Origin of the sequence: Vibrio neptunius, assembly GCF_000967495.1 — a bacterium.
Classification (GTDB): Bacteria; Pseudomonadota; Gammaproteobacteria; order Enterobacterales; family Vibrionaceae; genus Vibrio; species Vibrio neptunius.
Genome location: NZ_JXXU01000035.1, coordinates 103,284 through 129,601, shown reverse-complemented (window position 1 = coordinate 129,601; position 26,318 = coordinate 103,284). Strand labels below are relative to the sequence as shown.

The window sequence follows — 26,318 nt, the reverse complement described above, 5'->3', positions numbered from 1 at the left end:
ACATTGTGAAATCCCGAATGATTGATGAAAAATAAAGATTAGCAGGACGTTAGGTGAATAAATCGAATTTGATGACAGCCAGTGAGCCCAATAAACACCGCTGGAACTTTAATAAACTTGATATAGTTTTATTGTTTGTTTTAGCTGTGTTTGGTTTGTGGCTTTACCAACGCGCTTCTATCGGAGTCAATTACACTTGGCGGTGGAGCGAAGCATTCACGTTAATCTTTACTTCACGCTCTGATGGGTCGTTGCCCTACTTCATTCAGGGTGTGATCTCGACATTACGGCTCAGCCTTTGGGGAATGCTCTTAGCACTAACCTTGGGGACACTCATTGGTGTGGCTAGGCATTGTTCCATTTCCGTATTTCGCTCACTGGCCAATGTGTATATCCAGTTAATCCGAAATATTCCACCGCTGGTCTTTGTGTTTATATTCTACTTTTTTATCTCAAATCAACTCATTCCAGCTATTGGGTTGGAAGGGATTCTACGAGAATATTCAGGAGAGTCAAACGCGTTGCAATCGATGTTGTTCGGGCCGAAGCCACTATGGGAGAACCTACTGTCTGGCGTACTTTGTGTCGGGATCCTTTCCTCTGCCTATGTTGCTGAAATAGTGCGTTCAGGTTTGGCTGGCATAGCAAAAGGACAATGGGAAGCCGCGGACGCGTTGGGGCTTTCCACTTGGGCTAAGTATCGCTTGGTGATCGCCCCTCAAGTACTAGCTGCAATTACTCCTGCACTTGCCGGGCAAGCCATTTCACTGGTCAAAGATACCTCGATTGTTTCTCTGATTTCTATTCAGGAAATGACTTTCGTTGGCACAGAGATGGCAAACTCCTCCGGCCTTATTTTTGAGATTTGGTTGATAGTAGGCGCTACTTACCTAATGTTTTGTCTGACGCTCTCCGCTTTGTTTAAAAAGCTTGAGCGTCATTCATTAAAACATAAAGCAAATGGCTAAACAGACTCTTCCCTCAGATCAAATAGTGTTCAGCCAATAACGCTGAAAACAGTAACATCAAATGCCAGATAGAGAACTTAAATGTTTTGATGGCTTGCTTCTCGTCAGTACCAAATTTCAGCTGCCAAGCATGATAGACAAACAATGTAGACAGTATCGTCACACACACTAGATAAAAAACTCCCGCCATCCCGACCAATACAGGGAAAAGGCATACAATAAGTAACAATACGGTGTAAAGCAGTATGGATGTTTTTGTGTATTCCTCACCGTGTGTAACAGGCAGCATTGGTATATCGGCTTTGGCATAATCCTCTTTGCGATGAATCGCTAACGCCCAAAAATGCGGAGGCGTCCATATAAAGATAATCATCACAAGCAGCCAAGCATTGGCATGCATTTCTCCTGTCACAGCCGTCCAACCAAGTAAAGGCGGCATCGCACCAGCAATCCCTGCGATGACGATGTTTTGTGGGGTAGCACGCTTTAAGTACATGGTGTAGATCACCGCATAGCCCAGCAAACTGGCAAAAGTCAGCCAAGCCGTCAACGCATTCACCCAACCATACAAGATCACAAATCCGGCGAGTCCAATTCCAGTTGCGAACGCAAACACGTTGCGCACATTGAGTTCACCTGACGGCAGAGGTCGCTTGTACGTTCGGGCCATAATCGCATCAATTCGTCTGTCAATCAGGTGGTTAAACGCTGCGGCAGAGCCTGCCATCAAGGCGATCCCCAGCATACCAAGAATCGACTGTTGCACAGGCAGTGATCCTGGCACCGCCAAGCACATACCGACCAAAGCCGTAAGCAGCATTAAAGCAACGACCTTCGGCTTAGTCAGAGTGAGGTAGGTTCGCCATAATGATCGGTCTTGCTCAGAGATGTGACTGATAGAATTACTCATCGCGAACTCTCCTTACGTAAAAATCCCGTGGAGTGGGCATTAGCAGTGACTTTCTGTCGCAGCAGGTAATTGACATGGAGGACTGAAAGCAGCAACAAAGCAGCGACTAGATTATGCGCAACCGCCACCACAAGCGGTAAGCTAAGTAAGACATTAGCAATACCTAAACTGATTTGTACCATCAGCAACACACCCACTTTGAAAGCAGCACTTGTTAGCTTAGGATGTCTGGCACATAGCAAAGCGCAAAGTAAACTGATCGACAATAGAGCCACCAGCACAGCACCGAACCTGTGCGTCACATGAATGGTCATCCTAGCGCCATAATCTAACGTGCCAAACTCGTAGGTTTCTTGTTTGGGTTGTATCAATTGAAAAGCGCGGTCAAAATCCAGATGCCCCATCCAGTTCCCTTCACAAACCGGTAGACTTGTACACATTAGGGCAGCGTAATTGGACGATGTCCAGCCGCCTAAGGCTATTTGAATCACAACAAAACACAAAGTGACAGGCGCAAGAATCTTTAACCAACCCGATACATGAGGCACTGCTTCAAGGGGAGACTTGTGGTCAAGTAGACGCCAATAAAGGAGCGCAAGTAAACAAAACAGCGTAAACCCACCAAGAAGGTGCCCCATCACCACCAGAGGCATCAGCTTCATGGTTACCGTCCACATGCCCAAGAGCGCCTGAAAAACCACCACTAAAGAGATCACAAGCGGTAAGCCATAGGGCAACGATTTCTCTTTAATCACTCGAAATGAAATAGCAAACACCAATAAACCCAGTGTGCCCGCAAAATAACGGTGGATCATTTCCAGCCAAGCTTTATTCGCTTCAATAGTGAGCTCTGGATACAAGGACTTTGCCAGTGCGATTTCTTGTTGATTGTTAGGTACAGTCAACTGACCATAACATCCCGGCCAGTCCGGACATCCCAGTCCAGCGTCAGCTAGTCGGGTATAGGCACCAAGCATGATGACGATAAACGTCAATACGAGACTTAGGCGAACTAAATTGGTCAATCCCATAACCAAACTCCTTCCCTGCAGTTACCCTACTCTTGATAACTTAAGTAGCTTCCTTAAGTCCGCCAGTACATCTTTGCTTTGGCGGACCAGATCGTCTTGTGATTCCACTTTGGGATACCGCATCACTAATTGGCCCAATGGGTCGACAATAACGTACTCAAAGTCAGACACAACCTGATGGAAGGCTTGATTCACTTTAATAGCTTCAAACCCACCCTTTTCCAGTACCGATATATCGCTGCGCTCAGAGACAAGCAGCACAGGCGCGACACGGCTTTGATATTTACCCAACGCTAAATGGCTTTGACCCAACAAGTACACCTGCTTTTGGCAGAATTCATCACATTGCCGCGGAATCAAGTACCCCAATTGCCATTGCTCGCTTGCATAAGGGTTGCGGATTCCAAGCCCATCATAACTTTGCTTTGGTTTAATCAATTGACCTTTGTTTGTTACGCCAGACTCATACCAATGATTGGCGAGAAATGTCTTGGCAATGACTGCGGGCAAAGCAAACATTAGTACCAAGGCAATCAGAATGATTCTGCCTCTTGTAACTGGATCAGCCATCCTGGCCTCCTTGTTTTAACGCTCTGATAAAAACCCAACCACTCAGCAGTACTAGGGCCACAGCCATGCTAAACCACTGAAAGGCATATCCTGTGTGTTTAGCAGAACCCAGTGGGACAGGTTTCCAAGGTTGCTCATAGGGCCAATCTGACGTGCGGGGCTGTAAAATGTATGGCTCAATCGGGTGCTGCCAATATTGTTCAAGGTCAGCAAGATTGAGATTTTGAATTCGGTGTGGCACACCCGGCTCAATATACAATTCATCACTCAGCGGGTTAGCAGAACGCTGGTATACTAGCGCTTCTGATTTTAGTGGGCTGTTCAGCCAATCAACGCTAGGCAAGCTGTCTCTTTGGCCATTTGAAGCAATAAACCCGCGTTCAACCAAAACAGCGCTATCAGCCCCAAACTCCATAAGCTGATAAGCCAAGTATCCAACTTCACCTTGATAGGTCTGATTATCGAGCAACAGATATTTTCCTTCGATGGGTCTTAGTTCAACGGTAACCCGCATACCGGTAAGATAGCGAGTATCGGTAACGTTTAGCTGAGTAATATCGATGGCAGAGGCCTGCTCTCTTGCATCGAGAAACCGCTCCATCTGCTGCTTTTCTTCTGCTCTCGATAGTTGCCACAAGCCTAAGTTGACCAAAATAGAAAAGGCAACCACAGTTAATAACAGACCACCCCAAAACGAGTACGACTTCATCTGAGCTGATAAGGAAGACTTTATGGTATTCATCTTCAAGTCGCTATTGGTAGTGTTACTACTGTTTATCATCGTAAACCTCGCAAGAGCGATGCTCGAAATGGTGAAAGGGCCTCAGCCCGAAAGTGATGAGGAACCTCGCCAAGATAAGCCCATGAGTTATTACCTTGGCCGACGCGTGTTCCTCTCTGCACTCGCCGTTGTGTTATTGATCGCCGCCCTTCTTACAGGTCTTATTGAACCTAATGCGCGCCCTTACTAAGGGCGAACACACCTACAGTACATAAACAAAGACAAACAGACATAGCCAAACCACATCGACAAAATGCCAGTACCAGCTGCCTGCCTGAAACGCGAAGTGATCCTTAGGTGTAAAATGATCTTTTGCCACACGGGCGAGCAGTATGATTAGGAACGTTGTCCCTAAGAAAACGTGCATGCCATGGAAACCCGTCAACAAGAAGAACGTGTTGCCATATATTCCTGATTGCAGAGTAAGATTCAGGTCCTGATAAGCATGAGCATACTCAACACCTTGGTAATAAAGGAAAAAGCCCGCCAGAACAATCGTAATTTCTAGCCATACAATCAGCGCCATGCGTTTGTTCTGCTCAAGACTCGTATGGGCCATATGCAAAGTGATAGAGGAAGTCAGAAGAATCAGGGTGTTTATCAGCGGAATTCCCTGCCATGCCATCGCTGTCGTTGTGACACCATCGGGTGTGGTCGTCAGTGGCCAAAGTGCTTCAAACGCAGGCCACAGAACCTCATGAGTCATCGCATTATTGCTCGCTCCGCCCAACCACGGTACTGAGATCATGCGCGCATAAAACAGTGCCCCAAAAAAGGCACCAAAGAACATCACTTCAGAGAAGATGAACCAACTCATTCCTTGCCTGAAGGAACGAGAAATTTGCTCAGAATACTTACCTGTCATCGACTCGGTGATCACGTTGCTAAACCAACCTGCAAACATGTAGAGTAGGAACAGGAATCCAGCTAGAAGAATCAGCTTACCGAAGACACTGCCTTCGCCGCCTTCGGCCATGTTTTGCACAGTGACCCCTGCGCCAACCGCGATAAGAAACAGCGCAACCGCTCCGACAATTGGCCAGCTACTTTGAGCCGGAACATAATATGATTGATGTTTTGAACTCATGGCTTAGCTCCTTGCTGTGTGAGGTCGCCACTCGGCTCCATTCGTGCTACTTCAACGGGTTGAGGAACCTTATCCGTAATGTCGTAGAGGGTATACGACAGCGTTAACGTATGAATCGACTCTGGGATGTCTGGCTCAATGTAGAAGATCAAAGGCATCTCGGCTTTCGCCAAACTTTCCAGTGGTTGGTGATTAAAGCAGAAACATTCAATTTTATTGAAATATGATGCCCCCATACCCGGTGATACCGAAGGGACGGCTTGACCTATCGTTGCCTTGGATGACTGGTTTGTTGCTATGTAGGCCGTCTGAATCACTTCTCCAGGATGCACATCCATTGACTGTTGCTTAGGTTCGAACAACCAAGGCATCCCCTGATTTCTGTGGGCCATAAACTCAACTCGAATAAGACGTGATGTGTCAGGAACCATACCCTGTGGCTGTAGCGCAGACTCAGTATTTGTTTTTCCGTTGATTCCTAAAGCTTCGCACATCACGTCATATAATGGGACAAGCGCAAAACCAAAGCCAAACATCGCCACCACTGCTGCCAGCAGCTTTAAGGTTAACTTGTTATTGGATTGCTGTTGTCCATCCATAGCGCTTCCCTCAATCCACTTTCGGTGGGGTAGAGAATGTATGGTGCGGTGCTGGGCTTGGTACTGTCCACTCCAACCCTTCAGCACGATCCCACGGTTTCGCCTCAGCTTTTTCTCCTCCACGGATACACTTAATCACTAACCAGAGGAAAATTAGCTGAGACAAACCAAAGGCAAAACCACCAATCGACACTATCTGATTGATGTCGGCAAACTGAATTGCATAGTCAGGAATGCGTCGTGGCATCCCAGCTAAGCCAAGGAAATGCATCGGGAAGAATAAGACGTTGACCGAAATTACTGAGCACCAGAAATGCCACAAGCTCAACTTGTGGTCATACATATTCCCCGTCCATTTCGGTAACCAATAATAAGCAGCTGCCATAATCGAGAATACCGCCCCTGAGACCAACACATAATGGAAGTGCGCGACCACAAAATACGTATCGTGATACTGGAAGTCTGCAGGAACAATCGCCAGCATAAGCCCGGAGAACCCACCGATGGTAAACAGAATAATGAAAGCAATAGCAAACAACATTGGTGTCTCGAATGTCATCGCGCCCCGCCACATCGTAGCCACCCAGTTGAACACTTTGACCCCAGTGGGCACCGCAATGAGCATGGTGCAATACATAAAGAAGAGTTCGGCGAAAACGGGCATCCCTGTTGTAAACATGTGGTGTGCCCAAACCAAGAATGACAACAGCGCGATACTACAAGTGGCGTACACCATCGAGTGGTAACCAAACAATTTTTTACCACTGAACGCAGGAATGATGGCCGACACGATACCGAAAGATGGCAAGATCATGATGTACACTTCGGGATGACCGAAGAACCAGAAGATATGCTGGAACATCACAGGATCGCCACCACCCGCGGCATCAAAGAATGATGTGCCGAAGTACTTATCGGTGAGGACCATCGTCACCGCCCCTGCTAGCACCGGCATGACGGCAATCAACAAGAAAGCAGTAATCAACCAAGTCCAGACAAACATCGGCATTTTGAACCAAGTCATCCCTGGCGCTCTCATGTTGACGATGGTGACGATCACGTTGATTGCCCCCATGATCGAGCTGATCCCCATGATATGAACAGAGAACACAAATAGAGCCGTACTGTCAGGTCCATAAGTTGTAGAAAGAGGCGCGTAGAAAGTCCAGCCAAAATCAGGGCCCCCACCTTCCGTAAATAACGAAGCAATCAGGATTAGGAATGCAAAAGGCAAGATCCAAAAACTGAGGTTGTTCATTCGTGGTAACGCCATATCTGGCGCGCCAATCATCATCGGAATCATCCAGTTTGCTAAACCAGTAAAGGCTGGCATAACCGCGCCAAACACCATGATCAAACCATGTACGGTCGTCATCTGGTTAAAGAATTGGGGCTCGATCAGTTGTAAACCAGGTTGGAACAACTCGGCACGAATAATCATCGCCATCGCTCCACCGGTCAGAAACATAATGAAACTGAACCAAAGGTAAAGCGTCCCGATATCTTTGTGGTTGGTGGAATAAATCCAGCGGGCTATGCCAGAAGGTGCTTCGTGATGATCATCATGATCGTCAATAGCAATCGCACTGTTTGCTCTTCCTAACTCGGCGTCAGCCGCTGGTGCTGATTTGATTGATTCAGAATTCATTGACTCAGGTTTGGACGTTTTCATTGTCCCTCCTTGGATGCCTTAAATGCATTCACATCGGATGCCTGCACCAACTCACCCGTACTGTTTCCTAAACCATTACGTTGATAAGTCACCACAGCCGCAATCTCTTTGTCCGAGAGCTGGTTGGCAAAAGCCTGCATAGCGGTGCCGGATCGACCGTTAACCACGATATCGATATGCTTGTCAACATCGCCCGTCGCGATCTTACTGCCTGTAATCGCCGGGAATGCCCCCGGAATACCCGCGCCACTAACCTGATGGCAGACGGCACATCGGTCGACATACACTTTTTCACCTATCGTCATCAATTCTTCTTGTGATAAGGATGCAGTGAGAGAAGCTGCGGCCTCTTGCTTTGCTTGCTCAATTTCAGCTTTTTTCGCTAGTAACCAAGCGTCGTATTTCTCTTCTTCCATGGCATGAACGACGACTGGCATGAAACCATGAGCTCGACCACATAGCTCTGCACACTGACCGCGATATACACCCGGTTCATCAATGCGGGTCCAAGCTTCGTTGATAAACCCTGGGATAGTGTCTTTCTTAACTGCAAAGTCAGGTACCCACCAAGAGTGAATTACATCATCGGAAGTCAGGAGGAATCGTACTTTTCGGTTGATTGGCAACACCAAAGGGTTATCAACTTCAAGAAGATAATGTGCGCCTTTGTCTTCTATACCGTCAATCGCTTTTTGACTAGTTGCTAACAAGCTGAAATATTCGACATCTTCTCCGAAATAACTGTAGTGCCACTTCCACTGGGAACCGGTGATCTTTATCGTCAGGTCAGATTGAGAAGTATCCTCCATTGCAACCAGCGTGCGGGTTGCCGGGATGGCCATGAGAATAAGAATGATGATGGGGATGACGGTCCAGATCACTTCCACTTTGGTGCTCTCATGAAAGTTGGCGGCCACTGCTCCTTTTGACTTTCTGTGGTAGTACATGGAATAGAACATTGCTCCGAACACCACAACAGCAATCGCGCAACAGATATAGAATATGAGCATGTGTAAGTCATAAACTTCATTACTGATACCTGTCACGCCTTTGGTCATGTTCAAGGCGTTTTCTTCAGCATTAACTGAAGCAGCAAAGCCAACAAACAACAAATTGCTCAGTTGCCACAGTGAAACCTTTATTCTTTTCAAAAGACCTCTCCTCTGCCTGAGGCATCATCTCTGATGATTTAACCAAGGCGCCCTTTAGCAAGAACGACGCAAAAAAGTCCTAATAGCCCAAAGGGTGCGGAAAATTCCTTGTAAACAGCAAATTCGATGTGATTTGTTATAGTTATGTTAATAAAAACTAGTTGGCGTTTACTAATAGTGCAAGAAAGTGCTAATGGAAATGTAGGTAATTTAACCAATATAAATTGAAGATTGATCACAATATTTGGTTTAGCGATTGCGCTCTCTCAAATGATAATCAATATCACTTAATATCCATCCATTAATCCCCAGATGTCATACACTTGGGATAACGTTAGTCAAAGGTAGAAATAAGTTATGATGGAACAAGTTACTCGTTGGTTGGAAAAAGATCCGGACCCACGTACTCGTGAAGAGCTTCAACACTTAATTGATGAAGAACAATATCAAGAACTAACAGATCGATTTAGTCAAAGGCTAGAGTTTGGAACAGCTGGTTTGCGCGGCAAAGTCGGCTGTGGTCCAAACCGAATGAACCGACTTGTTATACAAGAAACTGCAACAGGCCTAGGTCAATATCTGATTGAGCAGGTACAAAACGCAAAACATCGTGGTGTGGTGATTGGTTATGATGGCCGCCCAGATTCCAAGCAGTTCGCTCATGATACCACCTCTGTATTGACCGCTTTAGGTATCAAGGTGTACTTGACACACGATGTCGCAGCGACACCTATTGCTGCATTTGGTGTTCGTCATTTTAATGCCGCTGCTGCTGTTGTCGTCACGGCCAGCCACAACCCACCAGAGTACAACGGCTTTAAAGTGTATTGGGAAAATGGCGCTCAAATCATCCCTCCTCATGACTCTGGTATTGCGGGAGAAATCGACGAAGCCGCTACAAAACCCATCCCTCTGATGAATCTTGATGATGCAGAAAAGCATGATCTTCTCGTGTGGCTAAAAGAAGACTACTACGAGACTTATCGCCAAACGATGAATGGCAACCCACTGCTGGCTAATCATCAACAACCAGAAGCGGTTGGCGTAGCCTATACCGCAATGCATGGTGTGGGGGCTAACATGGCAGAAACACTGCTGAAAGATGCAGGCTTCACCAAAATCTACAGCGTTGCCGAGCAACGTGAGCCCGACGGTTCTTTTCCGACAGTGAACTTCCCTAACCCTGAGGAAGCAGGAGCCATGGATATGGTGATCGCGTTGGCAAAAGCGAATAACGCTGACATCGCTTGTGCCAATGACCCAGACGCAGACCGTTTTGCGGTCGCTGCTCGTCGACCCGATGGCGAATACCAGATGCTAACGGGTGATCAGGTGGGTTGTCTATTTGGCCACTACCTACTTAGCCATACTGATGCAACTAAACAGTTGATTGGTAATACTATCGTGTCTTCAACATTGCTTGAGAAAATTGCACTGTCTCATGGCGCTGAGTACTACCAAACCCTGACAGGTTTCAAATGGCTGACTAATATCGCTATGCAAAAACAAACCGCAGAGAAACAGTTCCTGTTCGCTTATGAAGAAGCACTGGGCTACACAGTGGGCAATAAAGTGTGGGATAAGGATGGCTTGTCTGCTCTGGTCGCTTTCTCTCAACTAACCGCCGAACTTAAGCGTCAGGGTAAAACGGTGTGGGATCAATTGGAAAACATTTATCGCGAGCACGGTATGTACATCAATGCTCAACATAGCACTGCGCTCGATCCAAAAGCCCCACCTGTTGGAGACAAACTACGAGCCGCGCAGCCAGGTCAAATCGCAGGCCGTAAAGTCGAAGTGATTGAAGATTTGAAACTTTCAACACGAACCTTTGCTGATGGCAACGCTGAATCTATTGACTTACCAGCTAGTGACGTTCTGATCTATCACCTTTCTGGCGGGGCACGTGTCATCGTACGTCCATCAGGTACAGAACCTAAGCTGAAGTGCTACTACGAAGTCGTCGAAGCATTTGCTGCAGCAGATAGCTTTTCCATAGCGGAAGAAAAAGCGGAGCTTGCGCTGGATATGCTCATCAGTGAACACCAAACAAGTTTGGATCACTAAAGAGAAATCATCGAAAACACTGGGTTACAAAGCGGCTCGAATAGCCGCTTTTTCAATATCTTAGTTCTTATTTCAACTCCAAGCACCCACAAACTGACTTATATGTTAAAGTGCCACTTCTACTCTCCTCTAGTGATTGAATCATCATGAAGACCATTTTATCTGTCACCCCTGTAGGGGTGCGTTATATGTTGCTTTCTGCGCTCGGTTTTGCCTTGATGTCAGCCTGCGTCAAATACGTGAGCAACTATGGTATTCCTTTGTTTGAAATTGTTGCAGCTAGGGCATGTGTTTCATTGGTGATCAGTTACTTGGATGTTAAACGCAAACGTATTTCAGTGTGGGGACACAATAAGCCACTTCTTATGCTTCGCGGTGCAGTCGGCACAATCGCCCTAATGTGTGTTTACTATTCAGTCACAACCCTTCCTCTAGCAGAAGCCACCATCCTTCAATATGTGCACCCGGTGTTTACTGCTTTGCTTGGCGTACTCTTTCTCAAAGAACGTATTCAATTTTCGACCACTATGTGTATCGCGCTTTGCTTAATAGGCTTGGGGGTGATGGTTCAACCGAGCGTGCAAACAACCGATAACTCAAACCTCCCGCTATTTAGCGTGATGATGGCACTACTCGGAGCGTTTGGCAGCTCTATTGCTTATGTTATTGTCCGTCGATTAAGCCAAACAGAGGACAGTTCAGTAATTATTTTCTACTTCCCACTGATGGCCCTACCTACTTCTATCGTTTTGCTCGGCGATGATTTCGTCTGGCCCAGTCTATTTTTGACCGCGATGCTAATTCTAGTCGGTGTTTTCACTCAGATAGGTCAGCATGGTTTAACCAAAGCGATGCAAACTCAGGCTGCGGGTAAAGCTTCGGCCTATTCCTACGTACAAATTGTTTTCTCTGCACTACTTGGTGCCTGGATATTCAATGAAGCGCCTTCTAACTGTACCTACTTAGGTGGCTCACTGATTGTTATCGGTGCATTAATTAACGTTTTCGGCCATCAACTCAAGCCATCATTGCTTCGAGTAAAATAGCTTCAAATCAATACACGGGGTCTATACTCATATGAGTTAAGACAACCAAAGCGCCCCATGATGAATCTACCAATATGTTTTTGCCTGCTGGTTCTGCTAACAGGCCTTAACAAAGCATTAGCGACTACTTCGGAGTTAAGGAATGAACATTTAAGTATTTGCGGAGATTCTATTGACTGGCCTCCCTATACTTACCTAGATGGAGAGGATGTGAAAGGTTTCGATCTAGACGTTCTGAACCACGTTTTGCTACCGCAAAGCATCACATTTAATTTTACCATGACATCATGGAGCCGCTGCCTCAAAGGGGCGAAGAGTGGCGAGTTTCAAATAGCAGTCAGCGCATCCCACTCAGAGGAGCGTGCCAAGCATTACCTATACACTGATTGGTACTACAATATAACGCCATACTACTTATACAAAAAATCTCGATTTCCAAAAGGTCTATCCATCGATGATGTTGCAGAGCTAGACCAATACAAGGTGTGCGGCATTCATGGCTATAACTACGGCGACTTCCAACTTAAAGAAGTTGAACAGTACACACACAGCATGCACGAGCTCATCACAGAACTGAAACAGCAGCGATGCGATGTGATCCTATCATGGAATGAGATACTCGATGGAATTCAAAGCGTTTGGGGCATCAATTACGTCAGCGAAGACATTGAGTCTAAGCCCATTCCAAATATGGCTAAGCATAAATTTCACATGCTGGTTTCGAAACAGTATGAATATGCTTTGTCGCTTAAGAATCTCCTCGATAAAGGCTTAAAAAAATTCCAAACCAATTGAACTGGACGCAGAAGCGAAAGATCTAGGCGAGTTTTCGTCAACCATGGTCTCTATTGTGGTGTCACAGCGACATCTAGTGTGTCTTACTTAAACAAGGCAATCGGACAGCCTGTATTTGCTGCCCCGACTTATTTTATCTACAGTAAACGCCTTCTCAACCCCGCTTTTTCAAGGATACGGGTTGAAATCTCTTCCACTGACAATGATGAGGTATTGATGTAAGGAATGGCTTCACGTCGGAATAACGCCTCAACGCTCTCCAATTCATTGATGCACTGCTCGGTGCTGGCATATTCACTGCCCGCCAAGCGGTTCTCTCGAATTTCGGTCAACCTTTCAGGATCAATCGTCAGGCCAAACAGTTTATGACGATGGATTTCGAATTCTGGTAATAGTCTTAGGCGACGAATGTCTTCTTCAATGAATGGGTAATTCACGACTCTTAGGCCAAATTGCATCGCCATATAAAGACTGGTTGGTGTTTTGCCGCTTCGAGAAACACCCAGCAATATAATATCGGCTTCGTCCATGCCCTTGAGCGTAATGCCATCATCATGCGCCAAGGTGTATTCAATCGCCGCGATACGATCAAAATAAGTATCTGAATCTTTGCTCACACTACGCGAACGCTGTAGTTTGGGCTTGGGCTCAAGCTGAATATCATCTTTGACTTGTTGGACAATACTCGCCAGCACATCGTAACTAAACGCAGGCGCTGTCAATAGTTTCTGCTTGATCTCTGGAATAACGATGGAAAAAAACACTAAAGGCTTCACACCAGTGTCTTGATACGATAGTTCAATCTCCTTCAGCAGATCTGCTAATTTGTCTTCACTTTCAACAAACGGAAACGTTTTCTCGTTGGTGTTCAACGGGAATTGGCCCAAAACAACATGGCCTAATGTCTCACACGTTATGGCTGTTCCGTCAGAAACATAGAATACATCACGACTTTGAATATCAATTTGCATGTTTTATTTAAACTTTAAAATTCTTTTGAGTAGGATGGGCAACATAATATCGATAATAAAACCCGGCTGACAATTACGCCCCCCACAGCTTTGAAAATTTGTTGAGAATTTTTTTGAGCCTTTGCGTAATCGTTTGCTTTATCCCTACAAAGCTGCAATGTTTCTGGAGAAAGACATGCAAAAGAACACCCTCTGGTTCAATAGCCTATCCATGGAAGATGTCGACAAGGTCGGCGGTAAAAACGCTTCACTTGGAGAAATGGTTTCAAATCTATCGAATGCTGGCGTTTCAGTACCGAATGGTTTTGCTACTACTTCTTACGCGTTTAACCAATTCCTTGATTATGAAGGTCTGGATGAACGAATCCACCAACTGCTCGATGAACTAGACGTTGAGGATGTAGAAGCTCTGCGTAAGACAGGTGCCACCATCCGTCAATGGGTTTTAGAAGCGCCCTTCCCTGCTGACCTAGAGCAGGGTATTCGTAGCGATTACCAACAACTGATTGAAGGTAATACAGAACTTTCCGTCGCCGTTCGATCTTCAGCAACTGCTGAAGATTTGCCGGATGCCTCATTCGCGGGCCAGCAAGAAACATTTCTTAATGTAAAAGGTATCGATGCTGTACTTGAAGCAACGAAACACGTTTACGCTTCTCTGTTTAACGACCGCGCTATCTCCTATCGTGTGCACCAAGGTTTTGACCACCGTGGTATCTCGCTGTCTGCGGGTATCCAACGCATGGTGCGCTCGGATAAAGCCTCTTCTGGTGTTATGTTCACGCTAGACACTGAATCTGGCTTTGATCAGGTTGTGTTCATCACTTCCTCTTGGGGTCTAGGGGAAATGGTCGTTCAGGGCGCCGTAAACCCAGACGAGTTCTACGTTCACAAGCCAATGCTTGAAGCGGGTCAGCATCCGATTGTTAAGAAGACGTTCGGCTCTAAACTTATCAAGATGATCTACTCGACCAACCAAGAAATTGGCAAGCAAGTTGACATCATTGATACCTCGACACAAGAGCGTGAACAATTCTCTCTCAATGACGAAGAGATCAAAGAACTGGCAAAACAAGCGATGATCATCGAAAAGCACTACCAGCGTCCGATGGATATCGAGTGGGCGAAAGATGGTATTGATGGCAAGCTTTACATTGTTCAAGCTCGCCCAGAAACCGTATGTTCTCAAAGCGAACAGAACGTGATTGAGCGTTACGAGCTAAACAACAAAGCAGAAGTTTTGGTTGAAGGCCGTGCTATTGGTCAGCGTATCGGTTCTGGCCCAGTACGTCTGGTTGACTCGCTAGACCAAATGTCTTTGGTTCAAGATGGCGACGTACTAGTTACTGATATGACTGACCCAGATTGGGAACCAGTGATGAAGAAGGCCTCAGCAATCGTTACCAACCGTGGTGGTCGTACTTGCCACGCAGCTATCATCGCACGTGAGCTGGGTATTCCAGCAATCGTTGGTTGTGGCGATGCCACATCAAAGCTGACAGACGGCGCGACCGTGACGGTTTCTTGTTCTGAAGGTGAGACAGGCTATGTTTATCAGGGTGAACTTGATTTTGAAGTCAAGCGCTCTGCAGTTGACGAACTGCCACTGCTACCAACCAAAGTGATGATGAACGTCGGTAACCCAGATCGAGCCTTCGACTTCGCGCAGATTCCAAATGAAGGTGTTGGCTTGGCTCGTCTGGAATTCATCATCAACAAAATGATTGGTATTCACCCGAAAGCCCTACTGAACTTTGACGCACAAAGTGACGAGCTAAAAGCAGAAATCACTCAGCGCATTCGTGGCTATAAAGACCCTATCGATTTCTACGTCAGCAAGCTGACTGAAGGTATCGCGACTATCGCTGCGGCATTCTGGCCAAAACGCGTCATCGTCCGTATGTCTGACTTTAAGTCCAACGAGTACAGCAACCTAGTTGGTGGCAAAGGTTACGAACCACATGAAGAAAACCCTATGCTGGGCTTCCGTGGTGCGTCACGTTACATCTCACCTGTATTTGAAGACTGCTTTGAACTAGAAACTCAAGCGATTAAGCGTGTTCGCAATCAGATGGGTCTGAAGAACGTTGAAATCATGATCCCATTTGTGCGCACTCCGAGCGAGGCGGCATCGGTCATCGATCTTCTTGCGAAGTTCGACTTACGCCGCGGCGATCAGGGCCTGAAAGTCATCATGATGTGTGAACTACCATCTAATGCTGTGCTAGCAGACGAATTCCTCAAGTACTTCGACGGTTTCTCAATCGGCTCAAACGATATGACTCAGCTAACACTCGGTCTAGACCGAGATTCAGGCGACGTCGCTCACTTGTTCGACGAGCGCAATCCTGCTGTAAAAGCGATGCTGCAAATGGCTATCGATGCTGCGACTAAAGCCGGTAAATACGTCGGCATTTGCGGTCAGGGCCCATCTGACCATGATGATCTGGCTGAATGGTTAATGGCGCAAGGCATCAGTTCCGTCTCTCTAAATCCGGATACTGTGATTGATACGTGGCTCAAACTTGGGCAGGTAAGTGGCAAATAGTACAGAGCAATAATCGAGCAAAAACCGCCTATTTTGATTGGGCGGTTTTTATTTTCACAATTAAATCACTGGGTATATTTTCTTGATACGCCGAATTGCTCGATTTTGATATTTTTAAGTTCTATCCACTCTAAAACCACTTAACACCCTATCCAACCTAGTGTCTTTAGGACCAAATTTATGGGTCCTAACTCTATTATTCAAAATAAAAATAAACAATACACTTAATTCACGGTTGCAACATTATTTCAATCAAATTAACATCAGCAAAACAAAAATCCACCGTTGATTGAAAATAACACATTTAATCATGAATATTTAGCGAATTATATTGAATAGTATTGCAAAGGTATTCGAAAGACAGTAGGCTTGCGCCGGATGATTAAATGCAGATGTATAGTGAATATATATGCCAAGTGGATAGGCTTATCATATTGACTAGTAGTAACACGAGAATTGTAATGCAGAATAACGCTCAATCTATCGAACAGACGAAAGGTAAAGGCAACTTTTGGATGTTCTTTATTCCTTCTTTGCTGGGTCTTTTTCTTTTCATGGCCCCGATCAGCTACGACGGTGATATCACCATTCCAGTCGCAGTACTGGCAAAATCCATACAAGCTGTATTTGGTGATCACCTTGTAGGCATGGTCACTTCTATCATCTTATTTATGGCAGCAACATCATTGTTGTGTCGTATCAAGAATCCTACATTTATTGCTAACAGCCCATTCTTGAATAGCCTGTTTAACCCAAGCCCTCTTTGGTTGGCAGTGCGTGTTATTGGTGGTCTTGCTGTTGCAATGACCTTCTTCCAAGTCGGCCCTGAAGCCGTATGGGAAGAAAATACTGGTGGCCTAGTACTAGAGGGTTTGCTACCAACGCTATTTTCAGTATTTATCTTTGCAGGTTTACTGCTCCCACTGTTACTTAACTTTGGTTTGCTAGAGCTGTTTGGCACGCTGCTAAGTAAAGTGATGCGCCCAGTATTTAACTTACCTGGTCGTAGCGCTATCGACTGTATGGCTTCTTGGCTTGGCGATGGCTCAGTCGGTATCCTGCTAACCAGCAAGCAATACGAAAACAAATTCTACACACAGCGCGAAGCGGCTGTCGTAGGTACAACCTTCTCAGCAGTATCCATTACTTTCAGTTTGGTTGTTCTTGCTCAAGTTGAACTAGAGCACTTGTTCTTGCCTTTCTATGGTGCAATCTGTCTGGCGGGTATTGTGGCAGCGATCATCATTCCTCGCTTGCCTCCTCTAAGCATGAAAAAAGATACTTTCATCGATGGTACTCAGCCCGCAAAAGATGCCGATGCTGTTCCTGCAGGTCATACAAGCGTATCTTGGGGTATGGAGCTGGCACTAGCGAAAGCAAGCCAAGTAAAATCATTTAAGGATGTCTTTGGTGAAGGCGTACGTAACGCGGTAGACATGGTATTTGGTGTGCTGCCTGTAGTTATGGGCTTAGGTACGATTGCTCTAGTGATTGCTGAGTACACGTCGGTGTTTAGCTTCCTAGGTCAACCATTCATCCCATTCCTTGAACTATTAGGCATCCCAGAAGCGGCAGCGGCCTCTGAAACTATCGTGGTTGGTTTTGCTGATATGTTTATCCCAGCGATTCTAGCGTCGTCGATTGATAACGAAATGACACGTTTTGTCATCGCTGCTATGTCTGTCACCCAGCTGATTTACATGTCTGAAGTTGGTGCGCTGTTACTTGGCAGCCGTATCCCAGTGAACATCTTTGAACTGTTTGCCATCTTCATTCTGCGTACCTTAATCACACTGCCTGTGATTGCTGGTATTGCTCATCTGATTTTCTAATCTCAGATCGCAAATCAATCTTTTTTCAAAGGCCCTTTCAGGGCCTTTGTTTTATCGGCGAACCTTACGATCCTAAATCTCAAATCCTGCTTGGACTATGTGATAAAACCAAGCACACGGTTGAAATGTGGAAACTCAAACAAGTTCCCTATGATAATTGAGTCCTACCAATAGCGCTCAAAGGTGATGTTACCTCCTGTCGCTCGACGGAATTTTTCTAACCCAAAACTTTGCAGAATCTTGGTGGTCTCTTTGATCATTGCTGGGTTTCCGCACAGCATGACAAAACTGTTCTCCTGAGTGAGCTCTGCCTGCGCTCTTTCTTGGATTTCACGTTGACCCAACAGCTGAGGAATGCGGCCATATAGCGTATTTGGGTGCTGCTCTCTCGACACAACAGGCACATAACTCAGGCGACCTTCATATTGATCAACTAGCTGCTCAATCAAGTAGCGGTAGACCAAATCTTTCTCATGTCTAACGCCATGTACTAAAACAATTTTTTCATATCCGGGGCGAACATTAATGTCATCGAGTAGCGATAGGAAAGGACCAATACCCGTCCCCGTTGAAAGCAACCATAAGTCCTGAGTCGATTTAGGAATGGAACTCAAAATCAAATCACCATAGGCGGCAGCGCCTACGTATACCGAGTCTCCCTCTTTCAAGTGCTGCAGTTTTGGCGTCAGTTTGCCTTCAAGGTTAGAGACAATCAGAAATTCCAGCATATCGCTGCTGTTAAGTGGTGCGTTGACGACTGAATACGCTCGGCTGACCAATTGGCCGTCGTCGTCATACAGGGCCAGTTTAGTAAATTGGCCCGCTTTAAAGGTGAGAGGCGCGCCAGTAAGACGTAAACTGAATAGCTCTGGCGTCCAGTCAGTGCGCTTTTCCACTTTGGCGAGATTAAAACCATCGGGTGCGGTCATTGCAGATCCTCCATCAGGTTACCTCTTTAAAACCTACTCCTCTGATCTTTATAAGTAAAGACGGGCCTTTACTTAGTCATTAAAGATCACATTTTGATAACATTTTTACAAAATCACTTGATTCAGCATTAGAATAAGAGCTCTTTTAAAAACCAATGCAAGGAACACGCATGGAATCGTTACTGAAAGACTTTCCGGTCATCACAAAAATTCCGGTCGCTTGGGGTGAAATGGATGCTCTCCAACACGTCAATAATGTGGTTTACTTTCGCTACTTCGAAACTGCAAGACTCGACTACTTTGAGCACATCAATCTTCTCGTCAACCTAAGCCAAAGTCATATAGGCCCAGTATTGGGTGAAACAAGCTGCCGCTATAAAATGCCCATCACCTATCCAGATACTCTGATGATAGGGTCTAAAGTCGTCGACATTCAGGAAGACAGATTCACCATGGAGTATCAGGTTGTGAGCAAGAAAGTCGGTAAAGTCAGTACCGTAGGGCGCGCCACCTGTGTGATGTTTGATTTTAAAAACAATTGCAAAGCAAACTTACCTGAACAAATCAAACAGTCCATTTTAAATTTAGAAGCGACGGCAGAATCCTAATACACCGCTTGACCTTCCCCCTAGGGGAAGCTTTATGCTAGCCGAGTTATCGTCATTTTAGGTTACGTATGAGCTTCCCTTCGATTCGTAAATACTGGATTCTATTTATCAGCATGAGCGCCATGTTGGTATCCAGTTTTGCTACTAGCGAAACCCTAATGACGTTCGAAATGCTCAGCGATTCCGGTAGCAAGCAGGCTCACTGTGGCATGGCAATGAACATGAGCCCAGCGCTGACAGATTCTTCAATCCCATCAGATCATTGTGAAACCAGCGAAGAGATGGTTCATAACTGTTGTAGCGTGATGTGCGCAACGGTTTTCGCCCCCATTCCCCGAATTGATAAACCTCTACTAATCTCGACTCAGTTGGCTCTGATCCATTCAGATGTCCAAGGTCAGGTCATTACCCGTTTAAGCTCACTCTATCGCCCTCCGATAGCGTAATCCGTTCTCTGTTATCGACTCCCAGCCTATTGCTTTGGGAGATGGTTTTTCGTGCCTGTCAGGCACTCGGAAACGGACAATAAAGTGAAAATCAAACCAAGGATTCTGGCGCTTTCTGTCAGTGCCGCGGTCTGGTTTGCGCCTGTATCAGCAAGCAACTTGCAAGAGCAGACTCACCAGCCGCAAGCTGTGCTATCACAATTGATCAGCATGGCACTCAACAACGACAGCAATCGAAAGCAATATTTTGCTCAATCACAAGCACTGCGCGAGACCGGCGTTGCCAGTGCCACGCTAATGGACCCCAAAATCAAAGTTGGCTTCGGTGGCCTACCTGTAGACAGCTTCAAATTCGACGAAGATCCGATGACGAACATTTCCGTCGGATTGATGCAACAATTTGAGCGTGGCTCGACACTGGAGTTACAACAAAAGAAAAGCAATCAACAAGCGGATGGCGTCGGTTTACAAATTGATGCCCGAGAACTGGATGTCATTAACAGCATGACCCAACTCTGGCTTGAACTGGGTTATCAGCAGCAGGCGAAAACCATCATGCTGGAAAACCGTCGTTTGCTTAAAGATATGGAGAGCTTCATTCAGACCAACTATTCGATTGGTAAAAGCGAAGCTCAGGATCTGCTCAATGCTCAGCTTCAAGTAAGCAAACTGGATGAGAAGCTTCAGGCTAATCAGCAGATGCAACAGCGTTTAATGGCCCAGCTATCAGAATGGTTGGGAGCCAATTGGTCTGAACAGATTCAGAACGTCAGCGCATCCAATCAGCTTAACTGGACCAAGCTCGACCAACAGCTGAACGAAAACCTAGCAAGCTCCGAGTATTATCAGCAGCTCAGCCTGCACCCAATGGTACAAATGGCCGGCCAAACTATATCCACTTCCGAAACTCAGGTTGAAATTGCACAGCAGGCTTACCAACCTCAGTTTGGCGTTGAAGTCATGTACGCCTACCGTCAGGCCAACGGCATGATGGGAGAACCTGCATCAGACCTAGTTAGTGCCTATCTAACCATGGACATTCCTCTGTTCACGGGAAACCGTCAGGACAGAAATCTCGCTGCGGCCCAATATCAGGTCGGCGCGGCCAAGTCCCAGAAAGACACGTTACTGGCTCAGATGAATGCCAAAGTCAACGCCTTACTTGTCGACCGAACCAATTTAGCCCAACGACTAGAACGGTATCAGTCCACCCTTCTTCCTCAGGCCAACGCACGAATTCGTGCGGTTGAGCGAGGTTATCAGAACAACACGTCTCAGTTTAACGATGTCATTACGGCCTCTGCCGATGAACTTGCTCTACAACTCGAACAGCAACGTCTGATTGCAGATTTAAACATTGTGAACAGCAACTTAGCTGCCCTACTGGACGGTTTTGATTATCAAGTTGAGCCAGTCACTTTGTCTCAAGGCGAACAAGAATAAGGTATCTGACATGAAAACATTACAAATCGCTGCTATCGCTCTGTTGGTAGGAGGCGCGCTGGGCTATTCCGCTAATCATTTCCTAGCCGGATCTAGCATGGGAATGGACGCCAAGGCTGAGTCTGGTTCTTCTGATTCTGCTGAACCTCTCTACTGGGTTGCTCCGATGGACCCGAACTACAAGCGAGATAAGCCCGGTAAGTCACCAATGGGCATGGACTTAATTCCAGTTTACGCCGGAGACATGGCGGGAGAGCAAGATAAACCCGGAACCATTACGATTGATCCGTCGGTAGAAAACAACCTCGGCGTCAAGTCCGAACCCGTAACCCTAGAACCTCTCTCCCCCTGCATTGAAACGGTCGGTTACATCGCGTTTGATGAAAGCCAGCTTTGGCAAACCAACGTACGCGTCGCGGGTTGGGTTGAAAAACTGTTCATCAATGCGATCGGTGAAAAAGTCAACAAAGGCGATGTGCTGTTTACGCTCTATTCACCTGAGTTGGTGAAAGCGCAGGAAGAGTTACTTAATGCCTCTCGAACAGGTCGAACTGGCTTAGTCAAAGGTGCCACTGAACGACTCGTGACACTAGGTGTAGACCGTGCACAAATTAAAGCGATTCTAAAACGCGGTAAAGCGTCACAAACCATTGAAATAAAGGCACCAGCTAACGGTGTGATTGCAAGTTTGAGCATTCGCGAAGGGGGTTATTTGTCACCCGCGCAAGCAGTGATCAGCGCTGGCCCACTGAACAATGTTTGGGTAGACGCAGAAGTGTTCGAGCGTCAGGCGCAATGGATTAAAGCTGGCAGTGAAGCCTCGATGACATTAGATGCGATTCCGGGCAACGAATGGCAGGGTAAGGTCGACTACGTCTACCCGATTCTTGACCCTAATACTCGTACTCTGCGCGTCAGACTTAAATTCCCTAACCCAGATGGCGAGCTCAAGCCCAATATGTTCGCCAACATTGCTCTTCAACCTGTTAGCGAAGAGTCAGTACTGACGATCCCTAAATCTGCGGTAATACGCTCTGGCGGCATGGCTCGCATCGTTCTGGCAGAAGGCCAAGGAAAATACCGCTCTGCTCGCATCGAAACAGGCCGTGAAGCCGGAGATCGGGTTGAAGTGTTGCAGGGCTTAACCCAAGACGATCAAGTGGTGACTTCCGCACACTTTATGCTCGACTCTGAATCCAGCCAGTCTGCCGACCTTGCGCGCATTAATGGTGTTGAACCAGATGAGGAGACCGTTTGGGCGAAGGGAGAGATCACCGACGTCATGGCTGATCATGGCATGTTGACGATCAACCACCAGCCGGTACCTGAATGGGATTGGCCGGGCATGATCATGAATTTCACTCTCGCTAAAGACGTCGAAGCGAGTGCATTCACAACAGGTCAAAGCATAGAGTTTGAAATGCAAAAAACCGAGTCTGGCCAGTACGAAATTGTCGATTACAAAGTGGATGACTCTGTTGTTGCTGGCGAGCTTTGGTTGCAAGGCGATATTTCTATGCTGATGGCCGACTTTGGCATGATCACCTTAAACCATCTCCCTGTCGCGGAGTGGAACTGGCAGGCCGGTGAGATGAACTTCTCCGTTGGCGATGAAGTGGATCTAATGGGTTTTGAGGAAGGTCAGCGCGTTCGATTTCTAGTTGAACGACAAGGTGCAGATTACCTGCTCAAGCAATTGGCAACAGATGAGGGCTAACGATGATCAATGCAATTATCCGTTGGTCAATCAGTAATAGATTCCTAGTATTGATTGCCATCTTAGCTATTGTTTTTGCTGGCCTTTACAGTGTAAAAAACACACCTGTAGACGCAATCCCTGACTTATCGGATGTTCAGGTGATCATCAAAACCAGCTATCCGGGTCAAGCACCTCAGGTGGTCGAGGATCAGGTCACTTATCCATTAACCACTGCCATGTTGGCTGTACCCGGTGCAGAAACCGTCAGGGGATACTCTTTCTTTGGGGATTCCTATGTCTACATCATCTTTAATGATGACACCGATATGTACTGGGCCCGCTCGCGTGTGCTGGAGTATCTCAGTCAAGTCGCGCCAAACCTACCATCAAACGCTAAACCAACGCTGGGGCCCGATGCCACTGGGGTTGGCTGGGTTTACAGCTATGTTCTTCAGGATAAAACCGGACAACACGATTTAGCCCAGTTACGCAGCTTGCAGGATTGGTTCCTCAAATACGAACTGCAAACCGTTGATGGAGTATCGGAAGTCGCCACTGTAGGTGGTATGGTCAAGCAGTATCAGATCCAGATTGACCCCGCCAAACTGCGTGCTTACAACCTGACATTACAGCAGGTCAACAACACGATTCAAAACGGTAATCAGGAGACAGGTGCCTCCGTGATTGAGGTCGCTGAAGCCGAACACATGGTGCGCACCACAGGTTACCTGACTAGTATCGAAGATATCCGCTCACTGCCACTCAAGGTAACCGAAAAAGGCACCCCGCTTCTGTTGGGTGATGTCGCGGATATTAACCTTGGCCCACAAATGCGTCGTGGCATTTCTGAGCTCAACGGTGAAGGGGAAGCCGTTGGTGGCGTGATCGTGATGCGCTTCGGAGAAAATGCCAGTGAAGTGATCGCCAAAACCAAAGCCAAACTGACCGAACTGCAACGCAGCTTGCCTGAGGGTGTCGAAATCGTACCAACGTATGACCGCTCTACGTTGATCGACTCGGCGGTAGAAAACTTATGGAAGAAACTGGCTGAAGAATTCATCGTGGTTGCGATTGTCTGTGCTTTGTTCCTGTTCCATATACGCTCTTCTCTGGTTATCGCTTTGAGCTTACCAGTGGGTATTCTGACTGCGTTTGTGATCATGCATTGGCAAGGGATTAACGCCAACATCATGTCATTGGGTGGTATTGCCATCGCCATTGGAGCTATGGTCGACGGCGCAATCGTGATGATAGAAAACGTTCACAAGCACATTGAACGAACTCCGCTCACCGATAAGAATCGCTGGCAAGTCATCGGCAAGGCCGCAGAGGAAGTCGGTGCACCGCTGTTCTTTTCTCTGTTAATCATCACGTTGAGCTTTGTTCCTGTGTTTGCATTGGAAGGTCAGGAAGGCAAAATGTTTTCGCCACTGGCATTTACCAAAACCTACGCCATGGCAGCGTCTGCTGGCTTAGCGATTACGCTAGTGCCTGTTCTGATGGGCTATTTCATTCGTGGCAAAGTACTCCCAGAACACAAAAACCCAGTCAACAAAGGGTTAGTCTCGCTTTACAGACCCTTGCTCAACCTGAGCCTCAACTACCCTAAAATCATGATCGTCATTGCAATAGGGCTTATGGCATCGGCTTACTACCCAACCAGTAAGCTGGGCAGCGAATTCATTCCTCCACTCGATGAGGGTGATTTGATGTACATGCCGACCACCTATCCGGGTATCTCAATTGGTAAAGCACGCGAGCTGTTACAGCAAACCAATAAGTTGATTAAGAGCGTCCCAGAAGTTGAGACGGTATGGGGGAAAATCGGACGCGCCGAAACCGCTACCGACCCCGCACCGCTGACCATGATTGAAACCGTCATACAGCTGAAACCTCGCGAACAATGGCGTGAAGGCGTAACCACCGAATCGCTGCGCAAAGAGTTTGACGATCTAGTGCAGTTCCCCGGGCTAACCAATGCGTGGGTCATGCCAATCAAAACCCGTATCGACATGCTGGCAACCGGCATTAAAACACCTATTGGGATCAAAATCTCAGGCCCCGATCTTAACGTCATTGAACAGATCGGTGCTGAACTGGAACCTATTCTCAATCAGGTCAATGGTACGGCGTCTGTTTATGCTGAGCGTGTCGCTGGTGGACGCTACGTCACTATCGATATAAAGCGTCGCTCCGCCGCTCGCTATGGTCTCAATATAAAAGATGTTCAACGCGTAATTTCCACTGCAGTGGGCGGCATGAACGTTGGGGAAACCATAGAAGGGCTGGAACGCTACCCGATTAATGTTCGATACCCACAGGACTACCGTGATTCAGTGGTGAAACAACAGAACCTACCTCTGGTTACCCCGAATGGTGCTCGTATCGCACTGGCTGATGTTGCTGATATTCGTTACGAAGACGGCCCACCGATGATCAAAACAGAAAACGCTCGACCTAATGGCTGGGTATTCGTTGATATCGATGGACGAGATCTCGGTTCGTACGTTGCAGAAGCACAACAAGTCGTGGCTGTTCAGCTCAATCTGCCCGCTGGCTATTCTCTGGCTTGGTCAGGTCAGTATGAATATATGGAGCGCGCGAAAGAGCGCCTAAGTGTCGTGGTGCCGATTACGCTGGCGATCATTATACTGCTGCTTTACTTCAGCTTCCGTCGCATTGGCGAAGTGCTGATCATCATGATGACCCTCCCTCTCGCCATGGTAGGCGGCTTATGGCTGATGCACTACCTTGGCTATAACTTCTCGATTGCCGTTGGGGTCGGCTTTATTGCCCTCGCGGGTGTCGCCGTCGAAATTGGCGTCATCATGCTGGTGTATCTCAACCAAGCCTGGCACTACAAAAAGCTGGATGCCCAAGAGCAGAACCACTCCATTACTTCCGATGATCTGTCGATGGCGATTCGAGACGGTGCAGGCCTCAGAGTTCGTCCTGTGATGATGACAGTTCTGACCGTCATCATAGGTCTTGTACCGATCATGTACGGCGAAGGTACGGGCTCTGAAGTCATGCAACGAATCGCCGCCCCTATGATTGGTGGAATGGCATCGGCGCTGCTACTCACGCTTCTGGTACTACCGGCCATTTTCAAATTGTGGAAACAAAGAGAAATCTCACGTCACTCATGAACCATGTCCCCGTCGC

22 protein-coding genes are annotated in these 26,318 nt (G+C 46.9%); 12 read left to right on the top strand and 10 right to left on the bottom strand.

Annotated features, from left to right (window positions below):
* Positions 1-71 precede the first annotated feature (71 nt).
* Complete coding sequence (locus TW84_RS12390) at positions 72-968, top strand: amino acid ABC transporter permease (RefSeq protein WP_205622489.1); 897 nt, start codon at positions 72-74, stop codon at positions 966-968.
* Positions 969-981: 13 nt separating this feature from the next.
* On the opposite strand, the gene cyoE is transcribed toward TW84_RS12390, so the two are convergent.
* From cyoE to TW84_RS12370, 4 genes are read right to left on the bottom strand one after another with little or no spacing between them, the layout of a single operon-like run.
* A complete protein-coding gene (gene cyoE / locus TW84_RS12385; protein WP_045975942.1) occupies positions 982-1,878 on the bottom strand; it encodes a heme o synthase in 897 nt (298 codons plus the stop codon).
* Complete coding sequence (locus TW84_RS12380; RefSeq protein WP_045975941.1) at positions 1,875-2,909, bottom strand: COX15/CtaA family protein; 1,035 nt, start codon at positions 2,907-2,909, stop codon at positions 1,875-1,877. Before TW84_RS12380 ends, cyoE begins: the two co-directional genes overlap by 4 nt.
* A gap of 21 nt (positions 2,910-2,930) precedes the next feature.
* A complete protein-coding gene (locus TW84_RS12375) occupies positions 2,931-3,479 on the bottom strand; it encodes a hypothetical protein (RefSeq protein ID WP_045975940.1) in 549 nt (182 codons plus the stop codon).
* Complete coding sequence (locus tag TW84_RS12370) at positions 3,472-4,221, bottom strand: SURF1 family protein (protein ID WP_045975939.1); 750 nt, start codon at positions 4,219-4,221, stop codon at positions 3,472-3,474. The genes TW84_RS12375 and TW84_RS12370 overlap by 8 nt, the downstream gene beginning before the upstream one ends.
* On the opposite strand from TW84_RS12370, the gene TW84_RS12365 reads away from it, so the two are divergent.
* Positions 4,211-4,450, top strand: a complete 240-nt coding sequence (locus tag TW84_RS12365; RefSeq protein WP_045975938.1) for a DUF2909 domain-containing protein — start codon at positions 4,211-4,213, stop codon at positions 4,448-4,450. The genes TW84_RS12370 and TW84_RS12365 overlap by 11 nt on opposite strands.
* 12 nt (positions 4,451-4,462) lie before the next feature.
* Here the strand turns inward: TW84_RS12365 and TW84_RS12360 are convergent, their stop codons facing one another.
* Genes TW84_RS12360 through coxB form a run of 4 tightly spaced genes read right to left on the bottom strand, consistent with a single transcriptional unit; the run spans position 4,463 to position 8,769 of the window.
* A complete protein-coding gene (locus TW84_RS12360; protein ID WP_045975937.1) occupies positions 4,463-5,347 on the bottom strand; it encodes a cytochrome c oxidase subunit 3 in 885 nt (294 codons plus the stop codon).
* Positions 5,344-5,946 carry a cytochrome c oxidase assembly protein gene (locus TW84_RS12355; RefSeq protein ID WP_045975936.1) on the bottom strand — a complete coding sequence of 201 codons (603 nt, stop codon included), beginning with the start codon at positions 5,944-5,946 and terminating at the stop codon, positions 5,344-5,346. Before TW84_RS12355 ends, TW84_RS12360 begins: the two co-directional genes overlap by 4 nt.
* A gap of 10 nt (positions 5,947-5,956) precedes the next feature.
* Positions 5,957-7,618 (bottom strand): cytochrome c oxidase subunit I, encoded by a 1,662-nt coding sequence (ctaD, locus tag TW84_RS12350; protein WP_045975935.1) that lies wholly within the window; start codon positions 7,616-7,618, stop codon positions 5,957-5,959.
* Positions 7,615-8,769: a cytochrome c oxidase subunit II gene (gene coxB, locus TW84_RS12345; RefSeq protein WP_045975934.1), complete on the bottom strand. Its 1,155-nt coding sequence runs from the start codon at positions 8,767-8,769 to the stop codon at positions 7,615-7,617. Before coxB ends, ctaD begins: the two co-directional genes overlap by 4 nt.
* Before the next feature lie 357 nt (positions 8,770-9,126).
* Here coxB and TW84_RS12340 point away from each other — a divergent pair, with 357 nt between their 5' ends.
* From TW84_RS12340 to TW84_RS12330, 3 genes are all read left to right on the top strand, one after another.
* Entirely contained in the window at positions 9,127-10,836 is a 1,710-nt protein-coding gene (locus TW84_RS12340; protein WP_045975933.1) for a phospho-sugar mutase, read from the top strand.
* A gap of 188 nt (positions 10,837-11,024) precedes the next feature.
* Positions 11,025-11,882 carry a DMT family transporter gene (locus TW84_RS12335; RefSeq protein WP_205622488.1) on the top strand — a complete coding sequence of 286 codons (858 nt, stop codon included), beginning with the start codon at positions 11,025-11,027 and terminating at the stop codon, positions 11,880-11,882.
* 57 nt (positions 11,883-11,939) lie between these two features.
* The gene (locus TW84_RS12330; protein ID WP_045975931.1) at positions 11,940-12,677 is read left to right on the top strand and encodes a substrate-binding periplasmic protein; all 738 of its coding nucleotides are present in this window, start codon (positions 11,940-11,942) and stop codon (positions 12,675-12,677) included.
* Positions 12,678-12,814: 137 nt separating this feature from the next.
* On the opposite strand, the gene ppsR is transcribed toward TW84_RS12330, so the two are convergent.
* The gene (ppsR, locus tag TW84_RS12325; RefSeq protein ID WP_045975930.1) at positions 12,815-13,648 is read right to left on the bottom strand and encodes a posphoenolpyruvate synthetase regulatory kinase/phosphorylase PpsR; all 834 of its coding nucleotides are present in this window, start codon (positions 13,646-13,648) and stop codon (positions 12,815-12,817) included.
* A gap of 175 nt (positions 13,649-13,823) precedes the next feature.
* On the opposite strand from ppsR, the gene ppsA reads away from it, so the two are divergent.
* Together ppsA and TW84_RS12315 are read left to right on the top strand one after the other, a co-directional pair.
* Entirely contained in the window at positions 13,824-16,196 is a 2,373-nt protein-coding gene (ppsA, locus tag TW84_RS12320; RefSeq protein WP_045975929.1) for a phosphoenolpyruvate synthase, read from the top strand.
* 461 nt (positions 16,197-16,657) lie between these two features.
* Positions 16,658-18,028 carry a YjiH family protein gene (locus tag TW84_RS12315; RefSeq protein WP_045975928.1) on the top strand — a complete coding sequence of 457 codons (1,371 nt, stop codon included), beginning with the start codon at positions 16,658-16,660 and terminating at the stop codon, positions 18,026-18,028.
* Between the two features lie 164 nt (positions 18,029-18,192).
* Here the strand turns inward: TW84_RS12315 and TW84_RS12310 are convergent, their stop codons facing one another.
* Positions 18,193-18,957, bottom strand: coding sequence for a ferredoxin--NADP reductase (locus TW84_RS12310; RefSeq protein WP_045975927.1), 765 nt, complete (start codon positions 18,955-18,957; stop codon positions 18,193-18,195).
* A 170-nt stretch (positions 18,958-19,127) separates the two neighbouring features.
* Between TW84_RS12310 and TW84_RS12305 the strand changes: the two genes are divergently transcribed.
* The 5 genes from TW84_RS12305 (at position 19,128) to TW84_RS12285 (ending at position 26,302) form a co-directional block, all read left to right on the top strand.
* Positions 19,128-19,565, top strand: coding sequence for an acyl-CoA thioesterase (locus TW84_RS12305; RefSeq protein WP_045975926.1), 438 nt, complete (start codon positions 19,128-19,130; stop codon positions 19,563-19,565).
* A 68-nt stretch (positions 19,566-19,633) separates the two neighbouring features.
* Positions 19,634-20,011, top strand: coding sequence for a hypothetical protein (locus TW84_RS12300; RefSeq protein WP_045975925.1), 378 nt, complete (start codon positions 19,634-19,636; stop codon positions 20,009-20,011).
* Positions 20,012-20,062: 51 nt separating this feature from the next.
* Complete coding sequence (locus tag TW84_RS12295) at positions 20,063-21,454, top strand: TolC family protein (protein ID WP_045975924.1); 1,392 nt, start codon at positions 20,063-20,065, stop codon at positions 21,452-21,454.
* 10 nt (positions 21,455-21,464) lie between these two features.
* Positions 21,465-23,171, top strand: coding sequence for an efflux RND transporter periplasmic adaptor subunit (locus tag TW84_RS12290; protein WP_045975923.1), 1,707 nt, complete (start codon positions 21,465-21,467; stop codon positions 23,169-23,171).
* 2 nt (positions 23,172-23,173) lie between these two features.
* Positions 23,174-26,302, top strand: coding sequence for an efflux RND transporter permease subunit (locus tag TW84_RS12285; RefSeq protein WP_045975922.1), 3,129 nt, complete (start codon positions 23,174-23,176; stop codon positions 26,300-26,302).
* The last annotated feature ends 16 nt before the right edge of the window (positions 26,303-26,318 follow it).